This window comes from Fictibacillus nanhaiensis (genome assembly GCF_036213205.1).
Taxonomy (GTDB): domain Bacteria; phylum Bacillota; class Bacilli; order Bacillales; family Fictibacillaceae; genus Fictibacillus; species Fictibacillus nanhaiensis_E.
Genome location: NZ_JARMFC010000023.1, coordinates 41068 through 58128 on the forward strand (window position 1 = coordinate 41068; position 17061 = coordinate 58128).

17 protein-coding genes and 1 pseudogene are annotated in these 17061 nt (G+C 39.9%); 1 reads left to right on the forward strand and 17 read right to left on the reverse strand.

The genetic code is table 11. The annotated features are described in order from the left end of the window. Positions 1 to 168 precede the first annotated feature (168 nt). The 6 genes and pseudogenes from yabG to metG form a co-directional block, all read right to left on the reverse strand. On the reverse strand, positions 169 to 1035 hold the full coding sequence (yabG, locus tag P4V41_RS18810; protein ID WP_328086696.1) for a sporulation peptidase YabG: 867 nt from the start codon (positions 1033 to 1035) through the stop codon (positions 169 to 171). An 87-nt stretch (positions 1036 to 1122) separates the two neighbouring features. Beyond that, positions 1123 to 1998 carry a 16S rRNA (adenine(1518)-N(6)/adenine(1519)-N(6))-dimethyltransferase RsmA gene (gene rsmA / locus P4V41_RS18815; protein ID WP_328086697.1) on the reverse strand — a complete coding sequence of 292 codons (876 nt, stop codon included), beginning with the start codon at positions 1996 to 1998 and terminating at the stop codon, positions 1123 to 1125. 5 nt (positions 1999 to 2003) lie between these two features. Continuing rightward, complete coding sequence (rnmV, locus tag P4V41_RS18820; protein WP_328086698.1) at positions 2004 to 2567, reverse strand: ribonuclease M5; 564 nt, start codon at positions 2565 to 2567, stop codon at positions 2004 to 2006. 188 nt (positions 2568 to 2755) lie between these two features. Next, positions 2756 to 3967: a ubiquitin-like domain-containing protein gene (locus P4V41_RS18825; RefSeq protein WP_328086700.1), complete on the reverse strand. Its 1212-nt coding sequence runs from the start codon at positions 3965 to 3967 to the stop codon at positions 2756 to 2758. 215 nt (positions 3968 to 4182) lie between these two features. Then, positions 4183 to 4950 carry a TatD family hydrolase gene (locus P4V41_RS18830; protein ID WP_328086701.1) on the reverse strand — a complete coding sequence of 256 codons (768 nt, stop codon included), beginning with the start codon at positions 4948 to 4950 and terminating at the stop codon, positions 4183 to 4185. Positions 4951 to 5134: 184 nt separating this feature from the next. Further along, positions 5135 to 7102: pseudogene (metG, locus tag P4V41_RS18835) on the reverse strand (methionine--tRNA ligase); the annotation flags it as partial. Between the two features lie 714 nt (positions 7103 to 7816). Here metG and P4V41_RS18840 point away from each other — a divergent pair. Further along, positions 7817 to 8101: an AbrB/MazE/SpoVT family DNA-binding domain-containing protein gene (locus tag P4V41_RS18840; RefSeq protein WP_066285380.1), complete on the forward strand. Its 285-nt coding sequence runs from the start codon at positions 7817 to 7819 to the stop codon at positions 8099 to 8101. A gap of 306 nt (positions 8102 to 8407) precedes the next feature. Here P4V41_RS18840 and rsmI read toward each other — a convergent pair whose 3' ends face one another. The 11 genes from rsmI to P4V41_RS18895 form a co-directional block, all read right to left on the reverse strand. After that, entirely contained in the window at positions 8408 to 9292 is an 885-nt protein-coding gene (gene rsmI, locus P4V41_RS18845; protein ID WP_328086702.1) for a 16S rRNA (cytidine(1402)-2'-O)-methyltransferase, read from the reverse strand. After that, a complete protein-coding gene (locus P4V41_RS18850; protein WP_328086711.1) occupies positions 9264 to 9554 on the reverse strand; it encodes a GIY-YIG nuclease family protein in 291 nt (96 codons plus the stop codon). The genes rsmI and P4V41_RS18850 overlap by 29 nt, the downstream gene beginning before the upstream one ends. Further along, positions 9544 to 10293, reverse strand: coding sequence for a tRNA1(Val) (adenine(37)-N6)-methyltransferase (locus tag P4V41_RS18855; RefSeq protein WP_328086703.1), 750 nt, complete (start codon positions 10291 to 10293; stop codon positions 9544 to 9546). The genes P4V41_RS18850 and P4V41_RS18855 overlap by 11 nt, the downstream gene beginning before the upstream one ends. 379 nt (positions 10294 to 10672) lie before the next feature. Further along, entirely contained in the window at positions 10673 to 11026 is a 354-nt protein-coding gene (yabA, locus tag P4V41_RS18860) for a DNA replication initiation control protein YabA (RefSeq protein ID WP_144704788.1), read from the reverse strand. A 14-nt stretch (positions 11027 to 11040) separates the two neighbouring features. Then, positions 11041 to 11871 (reverse strand): PSP1 domain-containing protein, encoded by an 831-nt coding sequence (locus P4V41_RS18865; RefSeq protein ID WP_066390480.1) that lies wholly within the window; start codon positions 11869 to 11871, stop codon positions 11041 to 11043. 4 nt (positions 11872 to 11875) lie between these two features. Then, positions 11876 to 12865: a DNA polymerase III subunit delta' gene (holB, locus tag P4V41_RS18870; protein WP_328086704.1), complete on the reverse strand. Its 990-nt coding sequence runs from the start codon at positions 12863 to 12865 to the stop codon at positions 11876 to 11878. A gap of 14 nt (positions 12866 to 12879) precedes the next feature. Continuing rightward, positions 12880 to 13320 (reverse strand): YaaR family protein, encoded by a 441-nt coding sequence (locus tag P4V41_RS18875; RefSeq protein ID WP_328086705.1) that lies wholly within the window; start codon positions 13318 to 13320, stop codon positions 12880 to 12882. Between the two features lie 17 nt (positions 13321 to 13337). Beyond that, positions 13338 to 13667: a cyclic-di-AMP receptor gene (locus P4V41_RS18880; protein ID WP_066390471.1), complete on the reverse strand. Its 330-nt coding sequence runs from the start codon at positions 13665 to 13667 to the stop codon at positions 13338 to 13340. Between the two features lie 15 nt (positions 13668 to 13682). Continuing rightward, positions 13683 to 14327: a dTMP kinase gene (gene tmk, locus P4V41_RS18885; protein WP_328086706.1), complete on the reverse strand. Its 645-nt coding sequence runs from the start codon at positions 14325 to 14327 to the stop codon at positions 13683 to 13685. 12 nt (positions 14328 to 14339) lie between these two features. Beyond that, positions 14340 to 15764 (reverse strand): aminotransferase class I/II-fold pyridoxal phosphate-dependent enzyme, encoded by a 1425-nt coding sequence (locus P4V41_RS18890; RefSeq protein ID WP_328086707.1) that lies wholly within the window; start codon positions 15762 to 15764, stop codon positions 14340 to 14342. 121 nt (positions 15765 to 15885) lie between these two features. Continuing rightward, complete coding sequence (locus tag P4V41_RS18895) at positions 15886 to 16080, reverse strand: sigma factor G inhibitor Gin (RefSeq protein WP_328086708.1); 195 nt, start codon at positions 16078 to 16080, stop codon at positions 15886 to 15888. Between the last annotated feature and the right edge of the window lie 981 nt (positions 16081 to 17061).

The following is a 17061-nucleotide window of genomic DNA, read 5'->3' on the forward strand; positions in this document are numbered from 1 at the left end:
TGAATATTTCTTACAAATAATTGTTTAATTCGGGCACTTTTGATATAAATTTCTCTTAATTATCTATTTTCGGAGCGACAAAAAATGCATAAAACAGAGGGGGCTTACGTTGACCTTTGTTAGGATCTAAACGCAAAAAAACTCCGAAGTTTTTCGGAGTTTACTCGCTTATGGTTTTGATTTTATCGGCATCCCCGTTCTAAGGAACCCCTTTGTTTCCACACCACCTAATCCTTCTTTGCCTGTTAAGGTGTTCCGAAGGACATCCATGACGTTTACGCGGTCCATAAAAGACGTCAAACTGATCTTAGAGACAATATACACTGGATCGAGTGCATGGATATTAATACGAGCTGGTGAGCTGGCAAAATTAGAGCCTACCTTTATTAAGGATTCAAAATGAGACTGACAAGCTCCGGCAAAGATCATTAAATGGTCAAGGTGTGTATATTTTCTTCTAACTTCACGAACGGTTCTTACGAAATACTTCGTATGACGATAGGCATTTACATCTGATACATCGCCCTTTGACTTCATATATGCATCATGACCCGTGATCACAAGAATATCCGGCCTGATCTCATCCACGAGCGCAGGAACTTTCTCAGGCATTTCTGTTTCCTTCATATGAATGCCGTACACAGGCACTCCCAGCTTCTTATAAAGCTCCAAGCATTTATTTAAGTATAAAGGGTCTCCGTCAATATGAAGCACTCTACCAGGAAGCTCAAAGTATGATTGATCATATTGATATCCGTTCGTAGATAAATATTCTCTCTTCTGCCTTAATAAATAATAGTCCTGCCTGAATAATTTTAGCGAAGACTCTTCTTTTTCTTTTTCAACCTGCCTGTGTTCAGACATATGTTTGTCATCCACGACGAATAAGTCATCGACTGGAGCATCTGCCCATAGTCTGAGCTCTTCTCCAGCGAGTTCGGCAATCGTCCGATCCTCGCTGAATCCTACAACTCGAAATAGCAAATCTCGTTTGTAAGAGTTTCGACTTACAATTGATCCAATCTCTAGTTTCATTTTACTCCCCCTATTCGGAGTAACAAGCTCCATAGCTACCACTGTTCCTTTTATAAGGTTATGTGAGAGACAGGGGAAAAATGAGGTTTATTTTACAAGGGGTAAAAGAGCATCTGCTAATTTACCGAATTCTTCAATAGAAAGGGTTTCTCCACGACGCTTCGGATCGATATCAATCGATTCTAGAATCGTTTGAAGTTCCTCTTTCTTATCTTTTGGAACGAGCTGGCTTGTCAAGTTGTTCCAAAGTGTCTTTCTTCTTTGTGCGAAAGATGATCTCACTACATGAAAGAAGAAGTCTTCATCCTTTACAGAAACTGCCGGTTCTTTTCGAAGTGTCAGCTTAATAACAGATGAATCAACATTAGGAGCTGGAACAAAAACAGTCTTAGGCACCTTGATCATCGTCTCAGCTGTTGCATAATATTGGATAGCGATAGACAACGAGTTATAATCCTTCGTGCCTGGTGTAGCTGCAAGACGGTCCGCAACCTCTTTTTGAATCATACATACGATACCTCTGATCGGAAGCTTGTCTTGAAGAAGCTTCATAATGATCGGTGTTGTAACGTAATAAGGCAAGTTCGCGACAACCATCAAATCTTGTCCTTCTTCAAAGTGTTCTTCTATAACAGCATGTATATCTGCCTTTAAGACATCGCTATGGATAACATCTACATGGGGATACGGAGCTAACGTTTCTTCCAATATAGGTAGAAGGCGTTGATCGATCTCGAATGCAACTGCTTTTTTTGATGATCTAGCAATAAACTCTGTTAATGCCCCTATTCCAGGACCGATTTCAATGACCCCTGAATCCTCTGTTAGATCTGCCGCATTTACGATATTATTTAAGATATTACGATCGATCAGGAAATTTTGACCCAGACTCTTTTTAAAAGTAAAGCCATGCTTCTCTAATATCGCTTTCGTGGATTGCGGAGTCGATATATCTTTTCTCATATTTTTTATTCCTCCTCATTGCTATAAAGCGCCTTTAACGCCTGCTCAAACTCCTCAGTTGTGACTCTGAACATATTAAGACGTTTATGTAATTGTTTTGCATTCATATAACCCAAGCGCAGCTCTCTTCCAATTACTTCTCGTCTATATTTAGAATCAGAACCGCCCGTTAATCCGGCAGCCATCAGATCTTCCCATGAGATCAACTCATCTTCCACTTCTAATAGCTCTTCTCTAACATGTTCGAGCGCTTCGACTATGGCTTCTCGTGACGCATGCTCCACACCGACACCTTTGTCGCCTTTCGCAATCGCATCAGATTTTTCTAAGTAAGCATGTTTACAGCCTGGCACATATTCTGAAATAATTGCACGAATTCTCTTACCTGGAAAATCCGGGTCGGTAAAAACAATGATACCTCGAGTCTCATGCGCTCTTTTAATGCGATTCAACGTATCTATGCTGATCTCTGAACCATTTGTTTCTATTGTATCTGCTAATACAGATCGTTTTATGGCAAGCGTATCGCTTTTTCCTTCAACTACAATAATTTCTTTAATTTTTTTCATGATTTCCTCCAAAACGGTGAAACCTTTTTAGGTATTAAAACGTCTAATGTATTAAATGACAAAACATCTTTTACTAGTATACCCCAGGCGTCAAGAAAGTCTAGGTCTCTACAGTATTGATGGTGTTTGTTTTATCGTTGTCCCGCGCACAAAAAAAGCACAGGGATTTTTTCCCCATGCTCTTACTATTAATTAATGATGCGAATTTTAACTGATTTTCTTCCCCAAGACTCTGCTTGTGACTGTGAAGAAAAGAATACGTCAATCTTATTGCCCTTAATCGCTCCCCCAGTATCTGAAGCAATGGCATATCCATATCCTTCAACATACACTTTTGAGCCAAGTGGAATCACACTAGGATCGACTGCGATAACTTTCGCATTTGGATTTGATTTTAAATTAAACCCAGTAGCCGTAATTCCTGAGCAACCAGCACAATTTGCTGTATAAGCTGTACTCGTTACCGTTATTTCTCGTCCACCAGAACTGCTTGAAGCGGATTGGCTACGTGATACAACAGGCTGTGGTTTTGGCTGAGCCTTCGTCCCGACAGCAACAATTTTATCCGAGCTATCTGATAACGTTTTTTCACTGATCAGTTTTCTGGAAATCTCTTTTCCGTTTTCCATAACAACTTCAAAGCGCTTTTCACGTTTACCTTTTTTTCCATCTTGCACGACACGCTCTTTACCTTTTGTTAACCCGCTGTCTTTACGGTTAACAACAGCAAACGGTGTTTCTTCTTCCACTACATCGGTGACCTTTTCTACTCGGATGACTTCAACCTGTGTTTTGCCAGTAATTTTATCTGACTTTGCAGGTGATACTCGATCAATTTCACTCAAATGTACCTTTTGTTGCTTCAAAAGGTCAGCGACGGTAGTCGAAGTGGTCCAAACTTGCTGAGCTTTTCCGCCTACAACAAGCTTAACCGGGAATGCTGATTCGATTTGGATCTTACCTTGATCCTTAATATCAGCAGTCAGATTTGGCTTAATAGAATCATGCTCTTTTAACGTTAGCTGCTGTTCTTGAACGAATTGTTCAACAGTCTTCGCTGTCGTCCATATCGTTTTTTCCTTGCCGTTCACGGTAAGGTTGATTTCTTTTGCTTGTAAATAATCGATCTTCATGTTGTCAGTTACCTTGGTATCAAGACCTGGTTTAACCGAATCATGTTGATTTATCTTTATGTTTTGTTCGCTTAAAAGTTCTCTAACTGTGTTAGCATGCGTGTTCACTTCTGTTTTCTTTCCGTCTTGTATTAGCGTTACATCAGCTTTCGTAGTTTCATAACCTACGAATCCACAAGTTACGGCTAAAACGAAAAGAGCAACGATGGAAAGATATACTTTCTTCTTTGTGAAACGTGAGAACAAAGCTGTAATATTCCTACTCATTCAATTTCCTCCCCTACAAGGACTGCATTATAAATATCTTTTTTCTCTCTGTCAAATCACCCTCCTTTTCGCCATGAATTGACCCAAGGCCATTATGAGCGGAAAAGAAGAAAAAAATAAAGGAAAACCGTTTGACAAATTTCCTTTACATTTTGTCAATTCTTGAAAGATTAGCGCGATATTTCTTATGCTTTGATAGTTTCCGACAACATCCCCTATCGGTTCATGTTAAAAATTCGGAACGCGTTGTCGGATGTTTTCTCTATGATGTCTTCAAGTGGAAGATCTTTTAATTCAGAAAGTGTTTCTGCAACATACTTTACATAAGATGGTTCATTTCTTTTCCCTCTTAACGGATGAGGGCTTAAATAAGGACAATCTGTTTCAATCAAGAGCCGGTCCATCGGAATTTCAGCAGCGACTTCCTTAACCTTTTTTGCGTTCTTGAACGTTACGGGTCCACCAAAGCTTATGTAAAAATTCATATCCATGCATTGACGTGCAACTTCTATGCTACCGCTATAGCAGTGCATGATACCGCCAACTTCATGAGCTTCTTCCTCTTTCAATATGTCTACAACATCTTGCGTTGCTTCACGGTTATGAATAACAATCGGAAGCTTCACTTTTTTAGCTAGTCGGATCTGGCGTCGGAATACCTCTTTTTGAACATCTGCAGGCGACTTGTCCCAATGGTAATCCAATCCCATTTCGCCAAGGGCGACAACTTTTGGGTGTGCTGCTAGTTCTTCAATCCAATCCAAATCTTCATCAGTCATGTCAATCGCATCTACTGGATGCCAACCAACACAAGCATAGATAAAGTCATATTGCTCTGCCAGCTCCATCGCACCTTTAATAGTTTCACGATCAAAACCGACAACAACAATATGGGTTACACCTTCATCTAACGCTCGCTGAATTACTGCTTCGCGATCTTCTTCAAACTGTGTAGCATTTATATGTGCGTGTGTGTCAAACATAGTGTACATCCTTTCAACTTTACAAATCTTATCACATTTTCCATTCATTCGGGTAACAGTAGCATTACAAGTTAGTTACAACGTAGGTTAAAAGTCCTATTTTTGATAGTGGTTTTACAGAAAATGACTGCCAAATGGACTAAAAATGACAAAAAAGCGGGGAAATGCTCCCCGCTTTTTGTGTTTATTTTACTTTTGAACCGTTTGGAAGTAATGGGTCAACGGTGGCTAATGTTAACTGACCATCAGAAGATCCTGCCAGGATCATTCCTTGAGAAAGTTCGCCGCGTAATTTGACTGGTTTCAAGTTTGTTACACAGATCACTTTTTGCCCAACAAGGTCCTCTGGTTTGTAGTACTGCGCTATACCAGACACTACTTGACGTTTTTCATAGCCTAGATCTAATTGAAGTTTTAATAATTTATCTGCTTTCTTTACAGGCTCTGCTTCAATTACAGTTGCTACACGAAGATCCACTTTCATGAAATCATCAATCGAGATTTCTGGTTTCTCATCAGCTACTGGAACTTCTTCTTTCTTTGGTTCTTCAGCAACTGGAGCGGAAGAGCCGCCCATAGAATCCTTAATAAATTCTACTTCTACTTCTGTCTCTAAACGAGGGAAAATCGGATCACCCTTTTCAACCTTCGTTTTCGCAGGGATTGCACCGAACTCTTTTAGAGAATCCCATTCTGTAAGACTCTTGTCAGTAAGACCTAACTGACTCCAGATCTTCGCTGGCGTTTCTGTCATGAATGGCTGGATCAACACAGAAACAATACGGATTGACTCTGCTAAATGATACATAACACTTCCAAGCTCACCTTTTTTAGCTTCATCTTTCGCTAATACCCATGGCTGAGTCTCATCAATATATTTGTTCGTACGGCTGACTAACTGCCAAATCGTAGAAAGCGCGATAGAGAACTCGAGCTTCTCCATTGCTTCTTCTGTCTTTCTAACTGTTTCTTGTGCGAACTCTTGAAGTGTTCCGTCAAACTCAGTCACTTTTCCTTCATATGAAGGGATTTCTCCATCGAAATACTTACCGATCATCGCAATCGTACGGTTGAGTAAGTTACCAAGGTCGTTTGCAAGATCTGCATTTACTCTATCTACGAAGCTCTCTGGAGTGAACACGCCATCTGAACCAAATGGAACTTCACGTAGCAAGTAGTAGCGAAGCGGATCTAATCCGTAGCGATCGATTAGAACATTAGGATCGACTACATTTCCTTTGGACTTAGACATCTTGCCATCTTTCATCAAAAGCCATCCGTGTGCAATAACTTGTTTTGGTAGTGGAAGATCTAGAGCCATTAACATGATCGGCCAATAGATCGTGTGGAAACGAACGATCTCTTTACTCATTAAGTGAACATCAGCCGGCCAATACTGTTTGAATTTCTCTTCGTTTTCACTGCCATATCCTAGTGCCGTAATATAGTTAGATAACGCATCGATCCAAACATAGATCACATGTTTCGGATTTCCTGGTACTTTTACTCCCCAATCGAAAGAAGTACGTGAAACAGCAAGATCTTCTAATCCAGGTTTAATAAAGTTATTGATCATCTCACGCTTACGTGACTCTGGGAAAATGAATGAAGGGTTTTCTTCATAATAAGCTAATAAGCGATCTGCATATTTACTCATGCGGAAGAAGTAACTTTCTTCTTTTACTTTCTTCACTTCACGTCCGCAATCCGGACATTTTCCATCTTCAAGCTGACGCTCTGTAAAGAATGATTCACAATCCGTACAATACCATCCTTCATATTCACTTAAATAGATGTCATCTTGATCAAGAAGCTGCTGAAAAATCTTTTCGACAGATTTCTTATGTCTGTCCTCTGTTGTACGGATGTAATCATCATAAGAGATGTCCATCTTTTTCCACAGAGCCTTAATATCATCAACAATGCCGTCTACGTATTTTAGAGGATGAAGCCCTTGTTCGTTTGCTTTCTTTTGAATCTTCTCCCCATGCTCATCCGTTCCTGTCAGATACATAACGTCAAAACCTTTAAGACGCTTGTATCGAGCCATCGCATCTCCAGCTGTTGTTGTGTATGCATGACCGATATGAAGTTTGCCACTTGGATAATAAATAGGTGTTGTAATATAGAATGTTGGTTTCGTCATTCTAGCCGCCTCCTCAAAATGATTACCTTATAATAAAGAAAAACTTGGCTGACGCCAATTCTTTCGCGTCAGCCTTAGTTGCACTTTTACTATCTATTTAAGCTTGAGCATTACCAAAAAACATCGTGCTGCAAGCTACATTTTCTGATAGTGGAAAAAAAGTCCCTCCATTTAGGGACTAGTTGTTTTTTTACATTTAGGAAAAATATAACTGTAACGGGAAATGTATCTTTTTACAATATTATAAGAAACTGTTTGCATTAGGACATAAAAGTAAAAAAGTAAGCGAAAGATTTCTATGTAAATACTTTCATTATTCTCTTTTCTTCCTTCAAAATATACCTAATGCATGGAAAGCGTGTCAAGGCATACAAGCGGATGGATGAAAAGGAAAATTGGATAGTATTTTTTCGTTGTTAGTTTTGTCGAAATTTGACGTATTGTTTTAGCGATATTTCCAGTTAAATATTTTCATCTTTTACACATTCTTGAATTTTTTATGACAATATATGAATATATCTTCCAATTAAGGGTTTTGGAAGTATGATAATATGGGTATAGTCTAGTAAATTCAATGGTAAAAGACAATAAAATGTTTAAGTCAAAACTATTGACGACAATTGGAAATCTTGGTAAGATGTTCTCGTAGGATTTTGTCGAATTCTGACGATTTAAATAGATAGGGAAATCTTTTATATATTTGAGAGGAGAGATTTTATTATGAAATCTACAGGAATTGTACGTAAGGTGGACGAACTAGGACGTGTCGTTATTCCAATCGAATTACGCCGTACTTTAGGAATTGCAGAGAAGGATGCACTAGAAATTTATGTTGATGACGACCGCATCATCCTTAAGAAATACAAGCCAAACATGACTTGTGCAGTAACTGGTGAAGTTTCTGATGATAACTACACAGTTGCAGGCGGAAAGATCATCCTTAGCCGTGAGGGTGCTAAAGAAGTAATGGACGAGCTTCAAAAGCAACTTCAAACATCAAAATAAGCTTAAAAAACAAGAGCCTTCGCTTTAGAAGGCTCTTTTCCTTTGTTTAAATCTTCGATGCTTTCTTAAGTGGTTGATTTCCGTTTCAGGTGCTCGCTTTCCGCGGGGCAGGCGGTGAGCCACATTCTTAAAGTTTCACTTTTAAGTGTCTCACCTGTCTACCTGTCCTAGCCGAGAGTCTCGCACCTTTCACTTCAATCAACTTTTCAATGAAGAAAAAACAATGATTCTTAAAATAGATAAGGAATTTTTAAGCTTTTATTGAAAATTGTAAGATCAGCTTTTTATGATCCTCTGCCTTATAGCCTACAACCCGTGGTATTCTTGGTAGACTTCCCGCTTTGGTACGTTTCGGTCTACTGCTGCTAATTTTATGGCTTCTTTTGGTTTTTCGCCTTTTTCTACGTAATGCTCTACGTGATCTTTTACTGACAAAGGTTCCCACCATTGTTCTTGTTCTTCTGCTTCAAATTCTTTATTTCCACTGCCTTCTACTACTAAACAGAACTCGCCTCGGATTTCTGTATCTCCTTGGCTAAAGAACTCTGATACTTCTTGTAAGGTTCCGCGAGTGATTTCTTCGTATTTCTTCGTAAGTTCTCGAACGACAGCGATGTTTCGATTTTCTAGTACGCCGCTCATGGCTTGAAGCGTTTCTTTTAATCGATGCGGTGCTTCGTAGAAAAGAAGCGTAGATGGAAATCGTTTTAGATTTTCTAGTTCAAGCTTTTTTTCTTTTTTTCCACGTGGTAGAAAACCGTAGAACGTAAACAGTTCAGTATTTAGTCCTGAAGCAACAAGAGCAGGTAGTGCCGCGTTTGCTCCAGGCAACGGGATAACGGGTATGCGCTCTTCCACGCATTGAACAACTAATTCATAACCCGGGTCTGAAACACCAGGCATTCCTGCATCTGTAACGAGTGCGATCTGTTTTCCTTCTTTTAATTCTTCTAACAGCTTTTTTCCGCTCTGCTGTTTATTATGGTCATGATAGCTTGTTAAGGGGGTGCTTATTTCAAAGTGGTTGCATAGTTTTTTTGTTTGTCTTGTATCTTCCGCTGCGATCACATCGGATTCTTTTAATATACGAATCGCTCGATATGTCATATCTTCCAAATTGCCGATCGGTGTAGGAACCAAGTACAGCATGCCGCTGTCTGTATCATTTCTGTAGCTTTTTTGCTGCCACATACGAAACACTTCCCTCTTTTATCATTCGTTCTTTTTCTGCACGGTTAAGCTTTTTTACAGCAAACTCCATACGCATCGCTTCTTGTTTAGTAGAAAAAACTGCATGAAAGACGAGCTTTAAAGGTCCTCTTCCTCTTGTATACTTTGCGCCTTTTCCTTCTTCATGTTTTTTGAGACGCTTTTCTAGATCATTCGTATACCCTGTATAATAACTTCCGTCTTTACACTCCAAAATATATATACAGTGCTTATTATTTTCCATCATCGCCATAGAACAACTTTTTTAATTGCTCGGTGTATTGACCGTCTTCACCATAGACCGTTATTGGAGGCAGAATATGCAGGTCAGGTTTGCCGTTCTTCATTCCTTCTATTAAAAGCATGTTAGCTTCACTTCCCGCTTTTGGATAAATGAGCTGCAGTTTCTTTGGTTCAAGTTTGTGTTGTCTCATATATGCTAATATCTCCATAAGCCTATTCGGCCGATGTACCATTGCGACTTTTCCGCCTTGTTTTACAAGCTGGCTGCTTACACGAATAACATCTTCTAACGAACAGTGAATCTCGTGACGCGCGATAGCAAGGTGTTCGTTCTGATTAATATCTTCTTCATGTACAGATGCAAAGTATGGTGGATTACAAGTGAGGGCATCAAATGAACCATGGCCATATCTAGCAGGAGCCTCTTTAATATCTGCTAAGTCCATCTGAATCTGTTCCTCTAAATGGTTTAACGCTACACTCCTCTTAGCCATACTGTGCAATCTTTCCTGAATTTCTACTCCCGTAATCTGTGCTTTTGACCGCTTGCTTAACAAAAGAGCAACAGCACCATTACCGCTGCACAGATCAATGATCTTACCCTTTTGAATCGGAACCCATGCGAAACGACTTAGTAAAACGGCATCTAGTGAAAAAGAAAAAACAGAGGGACTTTGTATGATTTTCAAATCTTCATGTACTAAAAAATCAATCCGTTCATCTTGCATTAGATCACTCACAGCTCTTCCCTCTCTTTCTTCTATATAAAAGGTTTTTGTTTTTATTGATTTTTGACTGATTATTCATTGGATGTTTTATTTCATAAGATATGGGATAGTTTCGGAACCCGAAACTGGTCATATTAGTATACTTAGGTGGGTATACAGCTCGTTCAATCCAGAAGTTTTTGGATTCAATCCAGAAGTTTCGGTCGTTTATCCACGAGTTTTGGGTCTCAATCCAAAAGTTTTTGCTGTTTATCCACGAGTCTACAATCGTCGACAAATTCCGCGCCCTTACTCCCCTCACATACCCTAGCTTAACGCTTACCCCGCAATCAAGCTTAGTTGCGCACAAACACTGCCATATAAAAAGAAGCCTTCCCATTTGGAAAGGCGTTTATTTCTTATTTAAAAATGAAAGACAAAACAAACAATCTCCCTCTGAACGCACACTGCCATAATGAAGGTTGCAAATGTGGAATCCTTCTTGGTAGAGACGCGCCAGGTTATCATAACCTTCACCAATATCAGTAGGTTCTTTCTTGGCTTTAGAGGCTACAGACTTTTTAACAGAACTCCGTTTCTGATCGGCATTCAGCTTGTTTCGCAGATTTTCATTTTCCATCACGAGATGGTGGTTTTCTTCAATTAGTGCAGCCAAATGAGTCTTGAAATCTTCCAGTTGCTTTGACAGCACCGTGATTTGCTCTTCCATCTGTACTACGCGGGAAAATATTGTTTTCTTTTCCACGAATTCCACCTCTTTTACTCTGTGGCCTGACTGAATAGTTCCTCTCTCTTACCGGCAAGCTCGTCCAATGTGAACTCTGTCGTTCTTTCCATGGCTGGAATGTTCACTTGAATGATCTTCTCTAGCAAGTTCAAGCCGACAACGCGACCAACACCATGAGGGGTCATAATCTCTTCACCAACATCAGGCATTTCTTCTTTAGCTTCTTCATAATAGTCGTTCTCATACTTCAAACAACACATCAAACGGCCGCAAAGCCCTGAAATTTTAGCAGGATTCAAAGAAAGGTTCTGATCTTTTGCCATCTTGATCGAGACTGGCTCAAAATCTCCAAGGAACGTTGAACAGCAAAGCATTCGGCCGCATGGACCAATTCCGCCAAGCATTTTCGCCTCGTCCCTAACACCGATCTGCCTGAGTTCGATTCTAGTACGGAAGATAGAAGCCAGGTCTTTAACCAACTCTCGGAAATCGATTCTTCCGTCTGCTGTGAAATAAAAGATAATCTTGTTTCGATCAAACGTATATTCAACATCGACAAGCTTCATATCTAGCTTATGCTCGATGATTTTTTCCTCACAACTTTGAAACGCTTCCTTCGCGGCTGCTTTATTTTCTTCTACAGACAAAATGTCTTTCTGTGTCGCGAGCCGAACGACCTTTTTTAAAGGAAGAACAACATCATTCTCCCCGACTAGTTTCTTATCGATAACTACCTTGCCATATTCTATTCCACGCGCTGTTTCCACAATGACAAACGCGTCTTTTTTCACTTCAAGGTCGCCGGGGTCGAAATAATATACTTTACCCGCTTTTTTAAAGCGGATTCCCACTACCTCATACAAGGTTTTATCCCTCCCGTAATCGTAAAACCAACTGCTCCATCACCATCAAGGGGCTGACGTTGCTCCTGAGTCTAGCTTGAGCAGTCAGTATCGCTTGCAGGGCTTCACCCGTCTTTTTTTGCGAAGTGTGAAGAGCCTGCTGCTCTAATGCTTGAAGCTGATCGAAAAACACAACGTTTTCCGAGTTTGATAAATGTATAGATAAAAGATCTCGATACCAGATCAAAAGTAGGTTTAGAGCTAAACGTAACTGATCTTTTTCTTTGAAAAAACTTAAATACTGATCTTGCAGTACAACAAGACAGTAATCAGGCCGGAGCCTCAAGTCCTCCGTTAATTGTATCACTTTGGCTCTTGCTTGTGCAAACCACTCTTCCCTACAAATTTCGAGTGCTTCCGCATAATCTGAAGTCAAAGAGGAGGCTAACATAGCTACCGGTTTTGGTATCTCTTCATTCAGTAATTTTTCTAAAATCCCTTGTGGGGGAAGGGATGAAAAGGTTAATGTCTGTGCCCGCGAACGGATCGTATCTAGCAAACGATGAACCTGTTCTGTTAAAAGAAGAGCGATCGTATCGTTTCCTGGCTCTTCTAAAAACTTTAAGAGGCTGTTCGCCGCCTGAACGGTCATCTTATCGGCATGCTCAATAATGTACACCTTTTTCGAAGATTCCATCCCACTATAGGCAAACTCTTTTTGAAGCCCTCTTATTTGGTCGATCTTAATGTTTTGGCCATCTGGTATGATGATATGTACATCAGGATGGTTGCCAGATGTTATCCTCTTGCAGTTTGGACAGCTTTCACAAGGGTTTCCATCCACACTATTTCTGCAAAGAAACGCTTTAGCAAGAACGGTTGCAGTCGCCATCTTTCCTGTTCCATGAGCTCCTTCAAAGATATATGCATGAGCAAGGCGCTGTTTTCGTATACTGTTTTTTAATAATTTCACAACACGAGGCTGTGTTTTGCTGCACTCTTCCCAGCTCACCATATCTTACTCACCTACTACGTATATAAATTAACTAACAGACCTTTAATTTCGCCAATTCTATCAAGCAAAGTGATTGAATCTTTCTCTTGGCTGAGAACAGCTTCGGTTAGCTGAATCAGATGTTCATCTACTTCTTTTACAAGTTTAAGGGTGCGCGATCTACCTTGTTCGTTCCAGCTTTTGTTCTGTTTAAGCTGCATACCGAAATCAACAGCTTCTTTTACGAAGCGTTGAACCAAGTTTTTGTACAGCTGCAGATCTCGTACCGTTTGTGATTGGAGCAATCTCTTGCCTTGAGTTTCTATATCACCTAACAGTCTCGTTAACTGTTCGGAATGTAATTTCTCACTTTGTTTGGATACAGCTTCACCAAATGAAAGAGATGGTTTTTTACCAATTTTTCCATCGTTTTGCTTCGCATCCAGAATGGGTCTTATATCTTGGCCAATTTTCATAATAACCCCTCAATATATTAAAATTGCTGAAAGCTTTCAACGGGCAAAACAAATACTGTCGCTCCGCCTACTTCAACTTCAACCGGGTATGGCACATAAGCATCTGCATTGCCACCCATCGGTGAGACAGGCGCTACCATCTGATTACGGCTCTTGCAATTTTCCCGGATAATCTCCATAACATCATCGATTTGAGCATCTTCCACACCAATCATAAACGTTGTGTTACCTGCTTTCAAAAATCCTCCTGTTGTTGCGAGTTTTGTAGCACGGTAGTTTTTATCAACAAGCGCATCTTGCAGTCGGTTGCTGTCTTTGTCTTGAACAACGGCTATAATCATTTTCATGGCGAATGCCCCTCTCTACTTTTTCTTATGATTCGATAAAAGTTGATCTAAATCCTTTACGATTTCTTCAAACACAGCATCAGGGCTCTGTTCACCATTAATGCGAACGATTCTCTCAGCTTGTCTTGAGAAAATCTGAGCAAATCCTTCTCTCACTCGTTCATGATAAGATAGGTCTTTTTGCTCGATTCGGTCTAAATTCTCTGTTCCATAGCGAGCTTTCATACGCTCTTTTCCAACTTTCGGCGATACATCTACAAAATAGCTGCGGTGGGGCACAAGTCCACTCGTTGCTATGTTATTTACTTGAAGCACCCGTTCTTCCCCAACGCCAAGTCCAAATCCTTGGTAAGCGAGAGATGCGTCGACGAATCGATCACAAAGTACAACTTTCCCTTCCTCTAATGCAGGAATAATCTTCTCATGTACATGCTGTGCACGGGAAGCCGCATAGAGTAGAACTTCTGTAAGATCATGCATTTCTTTATGCTCTGGATCTAAGACAAGTGCTCGTATCTTATCACTGATACTCGTCCCGCCTGGTTCACGCGTTTGAACAAAATTCACTTGATGTTTTCGTAAATACGCAGCAACTTTCTCGATCTGTGTTGTTTTTCCTGACCCGTCCGGCCCTTCTAATGTAATAAATAAACCCTTCACTATTACTGCCCCTTACCTATGATCAAAAACATATATCATATGGTCCTCGGTAATTCCTTGGAACCGAGCACCCTTCTTTTTTAATGTAGAGTACTCATCTATATGTTTCGAAGTAATTTGTTCTCCTTTTGCAACAAGCGGAATTCCTGGCGGATAGGGAATAACAGCTTCTGCTGCTACCTTTCCTTCTGATTCCTCTATCGACTGAGATCTTACTTGTAAACCTCTCATTTCTCTGTAAGAAAGTGACAATCTGCTTACTGGAGACAGATTTTTTAGAGATTGATCCGTTCGTTGTCTCGTATCATATTGAGCGAGCTGATCTGATATCTTTTTAATTACCTTTTGTAAGTCCTTCGTATCATTTAGCGGACCCAGCGGCAATACAAACAAGACATTTCTGTCATCTGCCAACTCTGTAAACAATCCTTCTTTTTCAAATAATTCCTGAAGCTCATATCCTGATATTTCCCTATCTGACTGAACGGTAATCTTTAATGGATCAAGCTGATAACGACCTGGAGCTTTCATAACCTTAAGATGAGGAAGAGACTCTATATACATCCTTAGTTCTTCAGATTGAGACATAATACGTTTGATCTCATCAGAGCTCAAATTTTCAAGGTATAGTCGGCTAAGATCGAGTGAAGCCATGATCAGATAGGATGGAGAGCTAGACTGTACTAACTGCAGCGCATGCTTTAATCGATGAATATCTACTCGATCGCTGTTCACATGTAAATAAGCACCCATTGTCAGAGCAGGTAGAGTCTTATGCGCAGATTGCACAACCATATCTGCCCCTTTATGTATCGAGCTGATCGGCATATCCTTTAATCCGAAATGTGCTCCATGTGCTTCATCAACTAAGACAACACCACCGAGACTATGAATTAGATCAGCAATTTCTTGAATGTCCTGCTGCATACCATAATAAGTAGGATTCGTTAGGATGATACCTTTCACATCAGGATACACCTCAACCGCTTTTTTAACCGTTTGAATATCAATACCTAATGGGTACCCGCCCTCCTCATCCATTTCTGTATGAAGAAATACAGGTGTAACACCCGCTAACTCTAATCCATTCAACACAGATTTATGACAGTTGCGTTGTACGAGTACGATATCATCATCACTAAATGAGGAAAGGATCATTGCATGATTGCCACAAGTACTTCCATTTACTAAGAAAAAGCTTTGTTTCACTCTGTAGTAGTTAGCCAAAAGCTGCTGGGCTTCTAAAATCACACCTTCTGGATGGTGCAGGTCATCTAGTCCTGAAAGCTCAGTAACATCTAACGGTAAAACAGATTGAAAATGAGCGGCTGCCTTCTCTTCAAAAATGTGTCCGTTCTTATGTCCCGGAACATGAAATGACCATTTATTAGTATGACTATGATTAATTAATGCTTCATAAAGAGGTGCATATTTCATCAGAAAAATTCCTTTATTTTTAAAACATTTTTTGCATTGATTACTATCTTTATTCTATCACAGTTTCCCTTCCTACGAATTTACAGCAACAAAAAAACAGGCTGACGAACAGCCTGTTTTCTTATGAAGACGCGTTTACTAACTTTAATTTTCTTAGTTGTGATAGATAATGTTTATAATATTCGTCATTGGTTTTCGCAGTTAGGATTTTATGTTCACATTCTTGGCAAATAAACTGATGAAGAATGTGTAATCCTCGATCTTTCTTCTCTTCACATACCATACAAAGTTCCCCGTACTGTCGTGTCGCTTTCATTCTTCCACCTCCATAATTGCCATTGTTGCCAGAATAATTTATTCATATACGTTAATTCAGATTATTTTGGATGCTCTATAAAATGTATGAAAATCTAGGCATAGTTGTGTCTGTCTTCATTCGATTCATAAAAATAAACCAAGTTCACGTCTTCATGGTCCATTAATCCCCGATGTGCCGTAGTTTAAAACCATTTGATGTGCTGGATAGGCAAATTATTTGCTTTTTTGAGTGATTTGAGGGGTATGGTGAGTTTTTGGGAAGTTTTATTGGGGAGTAGCCGCATTAAATAGTAAAGTAACTACGCCGAAAATCGGATAAATATTTTTATCTACGGAATTATGATGGAGTTTTACGGATATATTCATAATTACCTCGTATAAATAGTAGATTACCTCGTAATTGTGTGGGTGTTTGATTAGTGGGAAGAGCTGATCAGTTGTTTGGGGAGAGATCAGGGGCGTTTATGGAGGATTTTGGCTTAGGTGATGGTTGGTGGAGCTGCCAGAGGGGCTTGTAGAGATGATTTTTGGAGCTTTTGCTGAAGAATATCGCGTGTTGGAAGATGGCTATGGCCATCTTCTTCCTATTTAGAGGGTTGTGAGGAGGTTTCGTGAGGTGATAATGATCTTCGAAGCATACGTAGTGGGGTATCTCCTGGCCCTTATTAAGTCTGAATGAAGAAAATTAAGTCGAAATAGGAGCCAATTAAGTCGGAACCAATCTCAATTAAGTCTAAAATCAAAAATAAAGGCCATTCGCTAAATCTCGACAAACACTCGCGACTCTAACCAAGCTCTTTACCCCGAGCCTTCTCCACCTCAAGGTCACTCTTAATCAGAAGTTTGGCATCCGCCAAACCACCTTATTTCATTCTTACATCCTGGTTTTTACTTAAAAAGCACAAAAAAAGAAGATGGATTCTCATCCATCTTCCTCATTGCCTAGCAACGTCCTACTCTAACAGGGGGAAACCCCCAA

What these genes read in the sequence shown, in the direction of transcription:
- yabG (WP_328086696.1), bottom strand. Translation starts at nt 1,035, where the DNA reads ATGAAACTAGAGATTGGATCAATTGTAAGTCGAAACTCTTACAAACGA.
- rsmA (WP_328086697.1), bottom strand. Translation starts at nt 1,998, where the DNA reads ATGAGAAAAGATATATCGACTCCGCAATCCACGAAAGCGATATTAGAG.
- rnmV (WP_328086698.1), bottom strand. Translation starts at nt 2,567, where the DNA reads ATGAAAAAAATTAAAGAAATTATTGTAGTTGAAGGAAAAAGCGATACG.
- P4V41_RS18825 (WP_328086700.1), bottom strand. Translation starts at nt 3,967, where the DNA reads ATGAGTAGGAATATTACAGCTTTGTTCTCACGTTTCACAAAGAAGAAA.
- P4V41_RS18830 (WP_328086701.1), bottom strand. Translation starts at nt 4,950, where the DNA reads ATGTTTGACACACACGCACATATAAATGCTACACAGTTTGAAGAAGAT.
- P4V41_RS18840 (WP_066285380.1), top strand. Translation starts at nt 7,817, where the DNA reads ATGAAATCTACAGGAATTGTACGTAAGGTGGACGAACTAGGACGTGTC.
- rsmI (WP_328086702.1), bottom strand. Translation starts at nt 9,292, where the DNA reads ATGTGGCAGCAAAAAAGCTACAGAAATGATACAGACAGCGGCATGCTG.
- P4V41_RS18850 (WP_328086711.1), bottom strand. Translation starts at nt 9,554, where the DNA reads ATGGAAAATAATAAGCACTGTATATATATTTTGGAGTGTAAAGACGGA.
- holB (WP_328086704.1), bottom strand. Translation starts at nt 12,865, where the DNA reads ATGGTGAGCTGGGAAGAGTGCAGCAAAACACAGCCTCGTGTTGTGAAA.
- P4V41_RS18875 (WP_328086705.1), bottom strand. Translation starts at nt 13,320, where the DNA reads ATGAAAATTGGCCAAGATATAAGACCCATTCTGGATGCGAAGCAAAAC.
- P4V41_RS18880 (WP_066390471.1), bottom strand. Translation starts at nt 13,667, where the DNA reads ATGAAAATGATTATAGCCGTTGTTCAAGACAAAGACAGCAACCGACTG.
- P4V41_RS18890 (WP_328086707.1), bottom strand. Translation starts at nt 15,764, where the DNA reads ATGAAATATGCACCTCTTTATGAAGCATTAATTAATCATAGTCATACT.
- P4V41_RS18895 (WP_328086708.1), bottom strand. Translation starts at nt 16,080, where the DNA reads ATGAAAGCGACACGACAGTACGGGGAACTTTGTATGGTATGTGAAGAG.